Below are 15,153 nucleotides of genomic sequence, written 5' to 3'. Positions count from 1 at the left end.
ACCGTCCGAGACTACTGAAAAGTCTGATTTAGCACCCAGAAGGAGTGAAGCATGGGGACGGACCTACTGCTGCGCTTGCTTTTTAGGGAAGCTGTAGGTCCGTCCCCATGCTTTGCGACTGACCAATCAAGCACTTTTTCAACATTCTCGAACCGTCCCCACAATTTGATCTATTTTAGTTAACAATGGGCAGTATAAACAGTGGATTCTGTGAACTGTGAACCGTAAATCGTAAACTATTTAATACCTGTGAACTAGTATACGAAAGGAGACGATTGTAATGATATCAGATTGTATTTTTTGTAAAATTGCAGCGAAAGAGATTCCGGCTTCTGTGGTATATGAGGATGAAAAGGTATTGGCCTTCAAAGATATTAACCCTGCGGCGCCCGTTCATGTCCTTGTGATCCCCAAACAGCATTTTTCATCGGCAATGGATATTGGGGAAAAGGATGCGGATATTATTGCGCATATATTCAAAGTATGCCAAAAGCTTGCTGTTGATTTAGGGATTGCCGACCGAGGTTTTAGAATCGTTAATAACTGTGGTCAGGACGGCGGACAGACAGTAGGTCATATCCATTTTCACCTGCTGGGAGGAAGAAATCTTGGCTGGCCGCCGGGATGAGAAAGGATGTGTAGTGAATAGTAAGGCGTGGATGGTTCGTTTCTTACTATTCACTATTGTTTTTAAATAGATATGGCAATATATATCTTTTGCAAAATCACGTGGAGGAATAATGTTTATATAACTCCTGACCTTGCAGCGTTATTTTTTACAATGAAAGATATCGCTATTATATGTGATTATCAAGGAAATATCATAGAGACCAATCGCAAATAGCACGAAAGCATACTGTTTGATAAAAACTGCACACATGTGTACCAGATCATGCAATCTGTTTTAAGCATTACACCTTTGGCGAAACACGAAACCATCAAAGCAGCCGGTGTACTTGAGATACAGGTATTGTATTGCTTGTGTAGGAAGAAAAAGCAGCCCATTTGAGAATTTTCGAAAACATCCATAAACAGATCATCGCGGCTACGGCTATAAAGCTGTACAGCAGCGGTGTTTTTTTTGCTTTTAAGATGATATATGTAGTAAAGCCGGTTATAAATAAAATGGCCGCAATATGAAATATTACGATTGTATGGATTTCTGATGCAAGCTTTTCGGATACTAGCATACAAGCACCACCCATAAGCTATTTTATCAGATAGCGATGGCTTATTCCATCCTATTTTATAATTTTAATAAGATATAGTCATGATGAGTGACTATTGATAGTCATGATAATACCAATATCAGAACCGGATCAGTGACCATTTTTTGGCCGATCGGTACTGGAAAAATAGAAGGATTATCTTTATGATAAGTATGGGAAATAATGTTAAAATTATAAAAATGGGGGGCTAAAAATGTTTTTAACAAAGAGCAGATACAAGAACATATGCATTATACTGGTTTTTACTTTGCTGGTGCAGTTTGCGGTACCTGGCATTGCATATGCCCAGCAGGAAACAGCTTCTTTCAATGATATAAAGGGGCATTGGGCGGAGCAAAACATTTCAGAGTTTATAAGCCGGGGGTTTATACATGGCTACCCGGATAACGTTTTTAAACCGGATAAGAGCATCACAAGAGCAGAATTTGTAAGTATACTGAATAGAACTTTTGATGTTTCTTCGGATATGGGACAAGGCTCATTTAACGATGTCCATCAGGGCGACTGGTACTACAAAGACGTGGAGACTGCCAAAAGGTTAGCGTATATAGGAGGATTCCCCGATGGAAGTTTCAAACCGGCCGAGGCATTGTCACGGGAACAAGCCGCTGCCATCATATACAGATTTCTAAATATTACACAAGCGATAGATGAATCTTTATCAAACATTTTTGGTGATGGGGATAATATTTCGGAATGGGCAAAAAACGGTGTATATGCGCTAAAAGAATACGGATTGATCAGCGGAATGCCCGATGGCTCGTTCCTTCCGCAAAAGTCCATTTCCAGAGCGGAAGCGGTCACCATTCTTTTGGGTGCGCTGCGGAAGGTGGAAGGAAAAACCGGGATAGAAGGAAGGCTATATGCCGACGATCTGCCGTTAGCAGGGGTGAGTGTCCGGGTATTCGTACCGGGAGAGGACCAGCCGGTTTGTGAGGTAATCACTGATGGGGACGGACTTTTCTATTGTGATGTGCAGCAAGGAGAATACGATATTACTGCTGTTTCAGATCAGAAAGTCGGTTATGATGCCGGTATCAACGTAAGAAAAGGATATTTGAGTCTTTTCAAAATGAATATTGTAAAGGGATGCAGGATCACTGGTTATGCATTGGACGGGAATAGTAAAGCCTTATCGAATACTACGCTGTATTTTAGAACCAATCCCGTATATACGACGGTAACCGATGAGGATGGATACTTTTCGTTAGTGGTTCCCAAAAGCAGAAAGTACGCCCTTTATTATAAAGAAGATGGAGAAAAGAAAGAAATAGCCGACTTTGAAGCCGGTTCGGAAGATGGGGAAATAAATCTCGGCAAAGTTCAAAAAGGAAAACAGGTGACAGCAGGTGCAGGTGGCAGCAGTACTGCTTCATCGGGTAATGATGATTCTAATGACTCATCGCAGCCGTCGGCAGGAGGACCTGTAATTTCATCTATTGAGCCGGGCAGCGGCATTTTTGGTTCAACAGTCAAGATTAAAGGGACTAAATTTGGAGGCAACCGTGAAGATGTTGAGGTCACTTTTAAGGGCAGCAAGCAAGGCGAGATGCAGGCCGGGATCGTATCGGTTTCAGAAAATGAATTGGAAGTGATGGTTCCGGGGATTATTCAAGAATCAGCGAAAGTGACGGTACGTGTGGGGAATCTTCAGAGCAACAGCAAAGATTTTGAACTGATGGGTCTACCGGAAGCAAAAGAGCAGGAGGATATGGCACAGGATACGCTTAATAGTATCAAACGTTTAATCACAGCGACAAAGCATGAGACCGAAATAGGACTGGCGCCATTCCTGGATCAGGATTTGTCAAATAGTATGAAGCAGGAATTGGATACTATGCTGAATGATATCCAATCATCCATGGATCGTTTGACGGCAGGAAAATCGGAAGAAGAACTAAAGATCATCAATGACTTACTGGCAAATCCTGCAGTGAAATCACAATTAGATGAAATCAACCAGGCAGCAGAAGTACTTAGCCATTCTACCATCACAGAAGCATTAGGAAATATCGCAGAAGCTAAGGAAATGCTTCGGGAAGTAAAGAATATGCTGGATAATCTGGCGTATGTGCTGACGGTAGCAAGAAATACCGCGGTAGCATTGGCGGCAGCGTCCATACTTTATGGAGATATGGCCACTGCCGCTACATTGACCAGTATCGCGGGGGAAATCAATAATATCCTGAGTTTGGCAATCAATCCTGCTAGGGAAATCGTGGCAGGGATTCTTTCCATTCTGGATATGGCGCCTACAAAGGCAGTTTCCGATTCTCTGGTGTTATATGCGTACCAGAACGATTTGGGAATCGATCAATACTTTGAAAATCTTGAACAAAACTATAACAGCCGTGAACCGGGTCCGTTCTATGAAGAAAAGGTCAATAAGCTGAGTTCCGTTGTATCGGTCATACAAGGGGATATCAGCAATATCTCGGATCCGGAGAAGGTGGGTACAAAAGCCGCTGACCTAGCGGCAGACATCTTACAGCAGTATGATGTTAAATCGAAATTACAGCAGGCCATGCAGAAAATGAACACATTACAGCAGGCCGGTGCTGCAGCAGGGTATACAAACAAAGAAAATACCCTTAGCGCATTAAAAGATTATGCAGGCTGGATGACGGATGTGGCGGATGCAGTCACAGCTCTTCGAGAGAAGGCAAAAGACAAAGCGGACGATTATGCGAATGCTGCATTAATAGAATCCGGGGAGAATCCTCTGCTGGTTCCGGCATTATCACTCAATAAAAAGCTGTATCTCATCAATCAACAGGAAGAGACGGCCGATTCGGAAAATGGTATCCAGGCGAATGCTTATTACCAGGTTTATTTATCCACTGCGCTGCTGTTAAGCAGGACACTGGCGGAGATGGATTTCAACTATTTTGAAGAAGTACCGATGGAAGATCTCATATCAGGCAGCTGGTACGATATTAACGACAACCAACCCGGAAGCCTGTCGGAGCATATCTTTGTATTTGTAAAGAAAATCGGGAAGATTACACCGGAGCAAGTGGCGCAGATAGAAGAGGATGGGGTCGGACAGGTAGAGGATCTCGGATGTATTTATGTCACGCAGCCCTATTTCTTTAAGGGGCATGTGGATTTTACCAGCCGGGACAATGACTTTCTAAATATTGAAAATGTATTGAATCAGACCGGAAATTCGGTGGATAGCCTCACGGGCGGCGGCAATATGATCACACGCATGATTACTAAGATGATGATGAAGCTGGCCGATGACAAGCTTGATGACCTGCTGAGGGTGAATTTAACCGATGTGGATGTTGCATTGAAAGTATCCTTTTTCGATGATGACGGTACCGAAAGAAAGACCAGTGATATTATAGACTGGCAGTGGGTCAGCGGTAAGCAAACGGTGGAAGGTGTGGAAGTAGAAAATAAATTGATGCTCAAAGCGAAAAAAACCGGAGAAGAAAATATCATGATTACTGCGGTTTTGGTTGAAGGCGAAGATTATCTGGAAGAAGATAAAGAAGCTTTTTCTATCAAACGCCGTATTAAGGCAGTATCGGGATATCAGACGGGCGATCCCTATGAAAAGGGGCCGGAGGTCGAGAACATTACAAATTTGGATATGGTGGCCGAAGGTACGGATGGTTCGTCGAACCAAGGATATATCGGAGATATCCTAGCGGTAGACGGCTTTGGGTTCTCAAAAATGACAAACGAATACCAAAATGTATTTTTTGGAGAAGCACCGGGCTATAATGAAACCGGTGCAGCGAAAAAATGGATGCAGTCGGATAATGATTTCCGGAATTTTAAAGTGGAAATCCCCGATGCGCTGACAGGCAGCTTTATTGTGTCGGTTGGTCCTGATGGCGGCACTAAAGAAAAATGGCCGAGTAATCCCCTCGATTTTACCATTTTAAATCCCCGAGTGGATTATATGAACCCCACTGCCATTAAAGGAGAGGCATGGCCGGTGTGGGGAAGAGGATTCTCTCATACGGCTTCCCATAATAAGGGGATGTGGCCGGGCAGTGCCGTATCCAATGTCATCAAACCTCCGGCGGCCTCACAGCCGATGGACAGTTTCAGCCAATACGATGAACCGGTGAATTTGGAAAATCATTATGTACTGCACCCACTGCATAGGAGGCTCGATTTCGTTGTGCCGTCCTCTGCTGCGACCGGGGCATTTCATATCAATACCATCGGTGCGCTCAATACCGAGGATCATGATGTCATCGTGCGGAGTTTTTCAAATAAAGCGGTTTTATCCGATGAACAAAGAAGAGGACTCCGGCCGTCCATCGCAAGGGACAACACCACCGGCAAACGGATCGCGGTGTGGATTGATCAAACCGAAACCTTTGGCAATAAACTGGCGGCAGCCAGTATTGGGCAGAGCGGCAAAGCAAATAATCCGGTGGTTGTTTCAGATAATATAGGAGGCATTCCATCGGCACCGGAACGTCCGAGCGTATCGGCCGGCCAAGGCATCTATCAGGTGGTGTGGACAGGGGCGGTCAACGGCAATGATGAGATATTGTTCAGTATTTCCGATGATGGTATCCGGTGGAGTGAGCCGATAAATATTTCTAATTCGTCCAATGCCGCTTCTATTCAGCCTGTGGTTCGTGCCGAGGATATCGACAGTGACGGGGATGCCGATGCGGTCATTGCGTGGACGGAAGATAACGGAAGTATTTCTCGTGTATATACGGCAGTGTTAAAAAATAACGGCAATACATTTACGATTGAAAAAAATAAAGTGTTGTCCGGCGGCAGTATTGCCGGTGATCCGGAAATTGCGGTAAAAGGAGCGCATATCGCATTCCTGTGGAGCGAAGGCGCGAATAGGAATGTCTATTTACAGCAATATGATGATGGGAGCAATCAATGGAGCGGCGTGATCAATATCAGCAATAATGCCGACGCATCCCGGTATCCGTCTGCCGTATTCAATACCAACCCGGCTACCGGAGAAGAAGGAATTGCCGTCGTATGGGAGAATATCAATCCGGTGAGCGAAGACGGGCGGTTGACCGATTACAAGGAGGATATATTCTTTGCAAGGGTACAGGATGGTACGGTAAGCACTCCTGTCAATCTGACCAAGTCCAGGGTACATTCCCAAAGGCCGGTTATCGCAAACGATGCGGATCAAAACCTCGCATTGACCTGGATTGAACAGGGATATGAAGACCAGGATCAGGATCGTGCCGATTTCTATGCTTCTGCGGTGATGTTTGCAAGATCCTTTAACGGAGGAGATGAATTCCACCGTCCGTACATGGTGCTTCAATCGCATCACAACAGCACCCGGCTGGGACATCCGGCTGTCACGGCGGATGAACAAGGATATGTCAGTGTCATGTGGCAGGAGGCTTCGGGGGATAACTCGAAAATATTGTTTACCACAACAGAAGGAAGTGCATCCAAGCCCGATGGCAATATTGAAAATGAGATGCAAGGAAAAGCGATGGATTACAATGTCTTTGGCAGTATTTTAGCGCAGTCTGACGGAACACCGCTTCGAACCCTTGGAGGTATCAAAGAAAAGCCGGACTATTCACCATCCGGAAGATATCTGGCCTATGCGGACGAGGGATGGGTCATGGAAGCGGAGGCGGATGGTGCGCATCCGATAGGGATATTCAGCGGTTTTAATGATATGCCTGTGGAAGTATATTGGTCTCCGAATGAGGAGATCCTGTCCGCTAATTTCGTAGAATACGGATTTTTAGTTTTTGACCGGCAGGGAAAAAGAAAGGATGTAGTAGAAGAAGGCGTTTATAATACCGGAAAGGTTGTTTTTGATAATCCGTGGTTTGAAGATACTGCATTGACCAATATTATTATTACTGACATGGTAGAGAGAGAAGATGCAAACGGTCAAAAACAGGATGTGTGGACGGTGGCCGATGCCTATACCAATGTTTTAGATAACTATGGGCAAAGCACCGGCCGCTTCGGCGAAAATGGGGATACCTATGCGGTATATGCGCCGGATGGTACAAAAATTGCTTTGCTAAAGCACAAGGATAATGATGAAATTTATAAGCAAAGTGTACAACCGGACTTTTTATTCAAAGGCAGACTGTATATCGCCGGAACCCATGGGGGGTACCAGCCGCCTTTGACAGAAGGATATACGGTGAGTGCGCCCGCGTGGTCTCCCGATTCTACAAAAATTGTTTTTGTAAATGAGGAGGATTCGGGAAAATACGTATATATTGTTGCACCTTACAAAAAAAATAACAGCCCTATAAAGCTCACCGACACGGTAAATGATGCAGTGCGGGTGAGGTTCAGCATAGACGGGCAGAAGGTATATGTGCTGAGGGAAAATGGATACGCGTCTATTGATGTTGGGTCTGGCACTGTGCAGAATGTATCCGGGTTCCCGTGGGCATACCTAAAGTTGAATGCGCCTGGAGGTAGTCTGGTGCTTTCAACAGAAAGTATCGATTTGAATGAAGGAAGCAGCGGGCAGGTGTCCGTAAAGCTCTTGAGACAGCCTGCCGGCCAAGTCATTGTAAATGTGACGGATGACGAGCAGAGCGGAATCAAGGCATCACCTGAACAGCTGATATTTGATGCGGGAAATTGGGATGCACCGCAGGAAATCACTATTGAAGCGGAGGATGACCAATTATATGAGGGGAACCGGAACAGAGTGGTCGGATTTACGCTGGAGAGCGAGGATGAAAGCTTTAATCATTATATAAATAGAAATATCTATATAACGGTCCTTGAAGATGAACCGGCAGCAGGGGATGTTACGCCGCCGCAGTGGGAAAATGCCTCCATCACCGTGACTAAAAAAGGATCAACTAGGGTAGCAATATCATGGGCCGGGGCATCGGATGAGGATGGCATCAAAGGATTTAAAATCTATTTGGACGGTGCATTGTACGGCGAGGTATCGGATGAAAAGGCCGTGATTAACGGATTGCAAAAAGGTACTACCCATACAGTGAAAATTGAAGCTGTGGATTTAAATGGCAATGAAAGTACGACAGGTCCGCAAACCACTTTTGAAACCGAAAGTCAGGATTACTTTTATCCCGGGGATTACTATAGTGCTGAAGGACTGGAGGTGGGTCAAGGGCAGCCTATTGAAGAAGGATGGACGCGGCAGTCTATTTATTCCGGCCTCCAAGGTCAAGGGATGGACTGGTGCTACCGGCCGTCTGAAAATCTGTGGTCCGTTTCCGCACCGGTCATTGGAAATGACGGTACGCTGTATTATACCGGCAAGTCGTCCCTGGGGGATGAAGGATATCTGTACGCGGTCAATGCCGATGGCAGCTTAAAATGGAAAAAAACATTCTCTAAGGCCCTTGAAGGCAGTCAGGCAGCGCCTACCCTTACCAAGGACGGCCATTTAATCTATATCGGCAAGGAACAGGTGTTCTGCGTAAATCAGAGCGGAAATACGCTATGGACTTTTACGCCTGATGCTGCATATGTGCATTCGTCAGGAACGCCTATTGCCGGAGATCAATTGATTGCAGTGGGAGCAGCGGCAGCGCAGGATGGAACCGTCTATATTGCCGCCACCAATCCGTCATTTAAGAGACTGATGCTTTATGCGGTGAAAGACGGAATAAAGGCCTGGAAGTACGAGTCCAGCATGTATTCAGACAGTGCGGCGGGATGGAACGGGAACATGGTTACTGCGCCCGCTGTCATGCAAGACGGCAATATTCTTTTCGGAAAGGATATCGTGCGCAGTACCGGGACCAAGGACCGCAGCGTGGAGGATGCAAGCAATCTGGGCATTCGAACTTCTTCGGTGATCAGCAATCAGAATAGGATTTATATCGCCGCAGGACAATATATCGGCAGTGCGAAAGGCGACCTATATATTGCCGATGGCAATAGCATGGAAGTGCTCGGGAGTGTGGAAACGGATCATCCGGAAAATGCAGGTATCGCAGTGGCAGCGGACGGTACGGCATATATCGGTTCCAAGAACGGGGTGCTGTATGCGGTATCGCCGGACGGTGCGGTGGAATGGCAGTCCGATGCCGATGGCGCTGTTATAGGAGCCCCTATCGTCGATGGTGAAGGAAATATCTATTTTGCCGCCGATCAACGTAAGATCTATGCATTAGATGGGTCAGGCCGGCAAAAGTGGGTCTTTGACACACTTCCGGCCGGGTCGGGCCCAGGTGTGATTTCATCCCCGTCCCTCGGCTATGGCGGAAGATTGTATTTTACAACCGTAAAAGGTTTGTATTGCATTGGAAGTGCAGCCAGCGACAGCGTTGCATTTGAGAAGGACAGCAGTACGTTTAACGAAGATGCCGGAACGGTGGATATCGTTTTATCAAGAAACGGTGACGCATCGGGACAACGTATCGTGTATGTTGACATTGATAGTGCAAGCACGGCAGACAGCAGTCAATATGGATTGCCGCAAACGGAAATCATTTTTGAAGATGGTGAAACAACAAAGAATATTACGCTGACGCTCCAGGATGACAATCAGATGGATGGTTATAAGACCATTATATTAAAAATCATAAAGGTCATTGGGGGTGCGTCCATAGGAAATACCGACAGAACGGTTGTAACGATAACAGATAATGAGCAGGGAGATGTGCTGTCATTGGAGAAAGATGCATACACGGTTTCCGAAAGCGAAGGCAAGATAGATGTGAAAGTGGTGAGAACTTTTGGAGGAACCAATCCTCCCGATGCAAGTGTAGATTACCGGACCAATAACGGTACGGCTGCTGCGGGTACCCATTATGAAGAAGTTTCCGGGACTCTCACATTTACAGGAAATGAGCGTGAGAAGACCATCAGTATTCCTATCATTGATAATGCCTCCTATGATGGCGATAAGGATTTTACAATTACATTAAAAAATGAAGTGGGAGGAGCTGCGCTGGATAAAGTTTCTGCCAATATCCAAATCACCGATGATGATGCTCAGCCTTCCATTGAATTTGCATTTGACAGTATGGAAATCGGGGAAGATGCGCAAACAGTGACACTGTATGTATATAGAACAGGAGGCTTGAATACGGTAGCGGGGATTTTTGCAGAATGGAATTCGGTACTCAGCACCGCTGAAACAGGCAGTGATTTAGACAAATTCAGCGGCACATACCTGCAATTCGAACAAGGAGAAAGCCAAAAAAGCTTTACATTGAATATAATTGATGATTCCGAGGAAGAGTGGGGCGAGTATATCGTACTGGATTTAATGAATCCTCAAAATGCGTCAGCAGGGTCAAAATGGCGTATGACCATCAGTATTAAGGATAACGATAAATGCGTGCAGGCCCCTTCTGCAACAGCCGGATGGGAAGGCGGTTATGCATATATCATGTTGGGAAATCTCATACCGGGTGCAAAAGTACGGTTGTACAAGAGCGACGGTACACTACAGCGGGACCCTTTTAATGTGGGATCGGATACGTATAGAATTAATTCCGTTCCTGAAGGGATCGGCTATTATGTTACTCAGGAAGTAGGAGGTATTGAGAGTCCGTCATCCAATGTAGTGGATATAAAGCAGTAATTTGACAAATAGCAATTAACTTTTAAACCGATTGGTTAAAATATTTTATGAATGTAAGAAATCACTGTATTGACATATTTCTAGGCTTTAATGTATAATGAATCTGTGTTGTATTTTTATTTGTTTACCATTTATTAGTGAAATGAAATTACAACTCGTACCGCGCACAATTGATAGTAGCGGAGGGAGGGAAATATATGTCAGAAATCAGAGTGAAAGAAAACGAGTCATTGGACAGCGCACTTCGCCGATTCAAACGTCAATGTGCTAAATCAGGTGTTTTATCCGAAGTTAGGAAGAGAGAACACTATGAAAAGCCTAGTGTAAAGCGTAAAAAGAAATCCGAAGCTGCAAGAAAAAGAAAGTTTAAGTAATTTTATTGACGTATGACTCTATGAAAAAGGAGGGGTGAAAACAATGTCCCTCAAAGACAGATTATTGGAAGATATGAAATCAGCTATGAAGGAAAAGGATTTAATCAAAAAAAATACTGTTCAGATGACAAGAGCAGCAATCCTTCAGGTTGAAAAAGATAATAAGGTAACTCTTGATGATGAAGGCGTTATAGAGATACTTGCAAAGGAAGTTAAAAAGAGAAAAGATGTCCTTCCTGAATATGAAAAGAGTGGCCGACAGGATTTAATCGATGATTTAAATAGAGAAGTTGAAGTTTTAATGGGCTATCTGCCTGAACAATTATCTGAAGAGGAACTGGAGCAGATGATTAAAACAGTCATTGAAGAAGTTGGTGCTTCTGCCATGAAAGACATGGGGAAGGTAATGGCAGCAATCATGCCCAAGACAAAAGGACGCGCGGATGGAAAAATGATTAATCTCATTGCAAAGAAATACTTAACATAAAAAATAGACCGGGATTTTAACCGGTCTATTTTTTATGTTATATGATTTTTTTAATTTCAAATAAATCCTCCAGTACCATCCAATTTTGCGGGAATTGCCTTCCCAGAACCCAATAGCTTACCCCACGCAGTCCGAGCTGATGTACAAGCTCATATTTGGCCAATATACTTCCGGCATCTTCAAACCACACAATATGCTCTTTTCCCGATGTATCAAAATAATTAAAATAAGGTGACTGCGAGATAATATCGTAGTGAATAACGGTTCTTACTTGCTGTGCCAGCTCTATAGCAGATTTGGGACTTAGTGTCTTTGCATACGGGCCGCCTTTTGCATAAGGCAAGGTCCAATCATAACCGTATAAGGGCATACCCATCATGATTTTATTTGCCGGAATCGCAGAAAGCGCATAATCAACTACTCTTTTTACCTGATTCAAAGGTGCAACAGGCATAGGAGGACCTCCTGACCATCCCCATTCATAGGTCATTAATACTGCAAAGTCCGCAGTGCTTCCATGGGCCGGATAATCGTGCGCCGTATACCAGGGTCCTGTCAGTTCGGCAGAGGTTTTAGGTGCTAAGGCTGTAGTAAGAACATGGCCTGTATCATTCAGTCGTGTCTCAAGTTTTATTAGGAAGTGATTATATAAATCTTTGTCATCAGGATATATATGCTCGAAGTCTACATTAATGCCATGATAGTTTTTGTTTTTTAAGACCTGAATGATATGATTGATCAGGCTGTCCTGAATACTGTCATTTGCAAGAACAGCATGAGCCAAGTCGGCGCTGAAAGTACCTTCTGCAAAATTTGTAATTACCATGAGTGGGGCAATGTTTTTTTCGCGTGCCAAATTGATCAACTCGACATCATCCGAGGGGGTTAGTGTGCCCGAAGTATTTACACGATAGCTGAAAATGCTTAAATAGGTAAGATATGGAGCGCACTGACGGATGATATCGAGTTCGTTGCCCCTTCCCACAGGTTCTATATACCCGTTGACTTCTAAAGGTCCAAAGCGATGAGCAGCCACCGGAATCGCCAATCGTTGTCCGGGATATATCAAAGAAGGATTTTGCAAATGATTGGCCTGAGAGATAACATTAACTGAAGAATTATATTGTCGGGCTATGAGCCATAAGTTTTCACCGGGTTTTACGATATGGCTCATGGGGACGTCGGGGATCACAATGCTTTGTCCCGGCATCATCAAAGAAGGATTTGTGATTTGATTGCTGTTTATGATTTTTTCAAGCGGGATGTTATAGGCTTTGGAAATACCCCATAACGTCTCACCGGGTCGAATAATATGAATAACCATTGTTTCGCCTCCCAATAATCATTACATATTATATATATATTAGAACAGGACGACACATGAGTGTTTTTTAGAATTCGCAGTTATTTTTTGAAAAGCAGTTCTAAACAATGTAAAAAACCCTTATAAATCGTTGAAAAATATTCAATAATCGCTTAGAATACAAGTATGAAAGTATAAGCTTTTTATAATAAGAGCAACATAAATAAAACGGACATTTAGAGGTGACGTATGTTAGAGATTTTATTTCCCAGTTTAATTGTTGACACAATAGAAGATATCGATTTGAAGACGCTTCAGAAAAACAACATAAAAGGACTCGTAATAGATATTGATAACACTTTGGTAGCTTGGGATATTAAAGAGGCTGACCAAAAAGCGATGCGTTGGATAGAATACTTAAAAAGCCAAGGGATTAAAGTTTGTTTGGTTTCAAACAATACAGAGGATAGAGTGGTCAAGTTTAATGAAAATCTGAATCTATTTGCTGTACATCGTGCCAACAAACCAAGAAAAGAGCCTTTTCTAAAAGCTTTAAAACATCTGGAACTTCGGCCCGAAGAAACAGCAGTGGTGGGCGACCAGGTTTTTACCGATGTTTTAGGAGGTAACCGATTAAAGATGTTTACCATATTAGTCACCCCGATCAGTCAGAAAGAATTTCCCCTTATCAAACTAAAAAGATTTTTTGAGAAAATGGTACTGAGAAGTTATGAGAAAAAGTTAAGCAGAAGATGAGGCGGCGGTATCAATCATTTATCAATGAAAATCCATTGACAAATGAAAAACTGTATTTGGTTTAGCGCTGATGCTGTTGTATAATAAACTTAGGAACAGCAAAATAATAACTTCCGATTTTTCAACGGTTATTTTTGTGTCATGCGTCGTTGTCAACCTTTACCATACGTCAGTATTGCCAAAGGTCTCCGCCTAGCCTGACGCAAAAATCCCACGTTGAAAATTTCGGAATTTATTATTTCACTGTTCCTTGATAAAAAAACAATTGATAAAACAGTAAAAATATTGTAATATAAAGATATTAAACAGTATTAAGTAAATAAGAGAAGCAATGAAATGCATATCTAAAATGGGCGCCTGATATGCATGGAGTGAGTGGTGCAACCGACCTGGTATTCAATAGCTGACATGTTGCTGTGAATATCTTTTTTATTTATAATATAATAAATGCTGCTTAATTATTATCATAAGGGGTTAATCATAATGTACAATACGATCAATGGTCATACGAAAATTCTTGGAATCATAGGTGATCCTGTTGAACACAGTCTGTCGCCTCAGATACATAATACGATTTGCAAAGAACTGGAATTAAATTACGTATATGTTCCTTTTAAAGTCGCTTCCGAAGGTTTGGAAAAAACGGTGGAGGGTTTTAAAGCTATTGGAATAACCGGCTTTAATGTTACTATACCCCATAAGAATCACATCATAAAATATCTTGATGAGGTATCAGACGAGGCCGTGTTAATGGGTGCTGTCAATACAGTAAAAAACGTAAATGGCAGACTGTTTGGATACAATACTGACGGTAACGGTTTTATCAAGTCTTTAAAAAGCCGTGATGTGTCTGTAAAAGATAAGAACATTGTTATTATGGGCGCAGGAGGTTCTGTACGTGGTATTTCCGTAAAAATGGCTATGGAAGATGCAAAAAGTATTACGATTTTAAATAGAACACTTGAAAAAGCACAAGAGATATGCGATATTATCAATGATAATATCGGAAATGTATGCAGAAGTGCATCATTGGATATGTTTACTCTTGAACAACATAGCAAATCATGCGACATTCTTATCAATACAACGCCTGTGGGAATGGCTCCTTATATACATGAGTGTCCCGTGGAACATTTGGATTTTCTCACATCCGATACGGTGGTATGCGATTTGATTTACAACCCTGAAGAAACGGTGTTTTTGTCCAAAGCAAAAGAAAGAGGATGCAAAATCATCAACGGATGGGGAATGCTATTGTTTCAGGCCGTGGCTTCCTTCCAGATTTGGACAGATAAAAAAGTTAATTCCCAATTAATCGAAATTTTACAAAAAGTTAATAAAAAGTAGAAGGATTTTGAAAAGATCTATCGAATATATAATAGCAGTGACGAATAGGGCTACGGACCTATATGTCGTGGGACTATAGCCTGGAATTGAAATGATGAATATGACGTATTAGATATGGAGCAGGTATTTTTGGTCAATATTTG

Annotated in this window: 8 protein-coding genes and 1 riboswitch; of the genes, 6 read left to right on the top strand and 2 right to left on the bottom strand. The window is 43.1% G+C overall.

The genetic code is table 11. The annotated features are described in order from the left end of the window. Positions 1-283 precede the first annotated feature (283 nt). Positions 284-628, top strand: a complete 345-nt coding sequence (locus QKW49_RS02625; RefSeq protein ID WP_282868043.1) for a histidine triad nucleotide-binding protein — start codon at positions 284-286, stop codon at positions 626-628. Between the two features lie 310 nt (positions 629-938). On the opposite strand, the gene QKW49_RS02620 is transcribed toward QKW49_RS02625, so the two are convergent. Then, positions 939-1,190, bottom strand: a complete 252-nt coding sequence (locus QKW49_RS02620) for a hypothetical protein (RefSeq protein ID WP_282866043.1) — start codon at positions 1,188-1,190, stop codon at positions 939-941. Between the two features lie 232 nt (positions 1,191-1,422). On the opposite strand from QKW49_RS02620, the gene QKW49_RS02615 reads away from it, so the two are divergent. The 3 genes from QKW49_RS02615 to QKW49_RS02605 all read left to right on the top strand — a co-directional run bounded on the left by QKW49_RS02615 (position 1,423) and on the right by QKW49_RS02605 (position 11,604). Then, positions 1,423-10,743, top strand: a complete 9,321-nt coding sequence (locus tag QKW49_RS02615) for a Calx-beta domain-containing protein (protein ID WP_282866042.1) — start codon at positions 1,423-1,425, stop codon at positions 10,741-10,743. 197 nt (positions 10,744-10,940) lie between these two features. Further along, positions 10,941-11,117 (top strand): 30S ribosomal protein S21, encoded by a 177-nt coding sequence (rpsU, locus tag QKW49_RS02610; RefSeq protein ID WP_282866041.1) that lies wholly within the window; start codon positions 10,941-10,943, stop codon positions 11,115-11,117. Positions 11,118-11,160: 43 nt separating this feature from the next. Then, complete coding sequence (locus QKW49_RS02605) at positions 11,161-11,604, top strand: GatB/YqeY domain-containing protein (protein WP_282866040.1); 444 nt, start codon at positions 11,161-11,163, stop codon at positions 11,602-11,604. Positions 11,605-11,641: 37 nt separating this feature from the next. On the opposite strand, the gene QKW49_RS02600 is transcribed toward QKW49_RS02605, so the two are convergent. Beyond that, positions 11,642-12,928, bottom strand: coding sequence for a LysM peptidoglycan-binding domain-containing protein (locus QKW49_RS02600; protein ID WP_282866039.1), 1,287 nt, complete (start codon positions 12,926-12,928; stop codon positions 11,642-11,644). 228 nt (positions 12,929-13,156) lie between these two features. On the opposite strand from QKW49_RS02600, the gene QKW49_RS02595 reads away from it, so the two are divergent. Both QKW49_RS02595 and aroE read left to right on the top strand, forming a co-directional pair. Beyond that, complete coding sequence (locus QKW49_RS02595) at positions 13,157-13,663, top strand: YqeG family HAD IIIA-type phosphatase (RefSeq protein WP_282866038.1); 507 nt, start codon at positions 13,157-13,159, stop codon at positions 13,661-13,663. Positions 13,664-13,979: 316 nt separating this feature from the next. Then, positions 13,980-14,062: riboswitch (cyclic di-GMP riboswitch) on the top strand. A gap of 84 nt (positions 14,063-14,146) precedes the next feature. Beyond that, a complete protein-coding gene (gene aroE / locus QKW49_RS02590) occupies positions 14,147-15,010 on the top strand; it encodes a shikimate dehydrogenase (RefSeq protein ID WP_282866037.1) in 864 nt (287 codons plus the stop codon). Positions 15,011-15,153: the final 143 nt, after the last annotated feature.

Source organism: Petroclostridium sp. X23, assembly GCF_030013905.1.
Lineage (GTDB): Bacteria > Bacillota > Clostridia > SK-Y3 > SK-Y3 > X23.
This window is presented reverse-complemented; position numbering and strand designations above follow the sequence as displayed.

Coding starts and splice junctions, on each gene's coding strand:
- QKW49_RS02620 (WP_282866043.1), bottom strand. CDS start 1,190: ATGCTAGTATCCGAAAAGCTTGCATCAGAAATCCATACAATCGTAATA.
- QKW49_RS02615 (WP_282866042.1), top strand. CDS start 1,423: ATGTTTTTAACAAAGAGCAGATACAAGAACATATGCATTATACTGGTT.
- rpsU (WP_282866041.1), top strand. CDS start 10,941: ATGTCAGAAATCAGAGTGAAAGAAAACGAGTCATTGGACAGCGCACTT.
- QKW49_RS02605 (WP_282866040.1), top strand. CDS start 11,161: ATGTCCCTCAAAGACAGATTATTGGAAGATATGAAATCAGCTATGAAG.
- QKW49_RS02600 (WP_282866039.1), bottom strand. CDS start 12,928: ATGGTTATTCATATTATTCGACCCGGTGAGACGTTATGGGGTATTTCC.
- QKW49_RS02595 (WP_282866038.1), top strand. CDS start 13,157: ATGTTAGAGATTTTATTTCCCAGTTTAATTGTTGACACAATAGAAGAT.
- aroE (WP_282866037.1), top strand. CDS start 14,147: ATGTACAATACGATCAATGGTCATACGAAAATTCTTGGAATCATAGGT.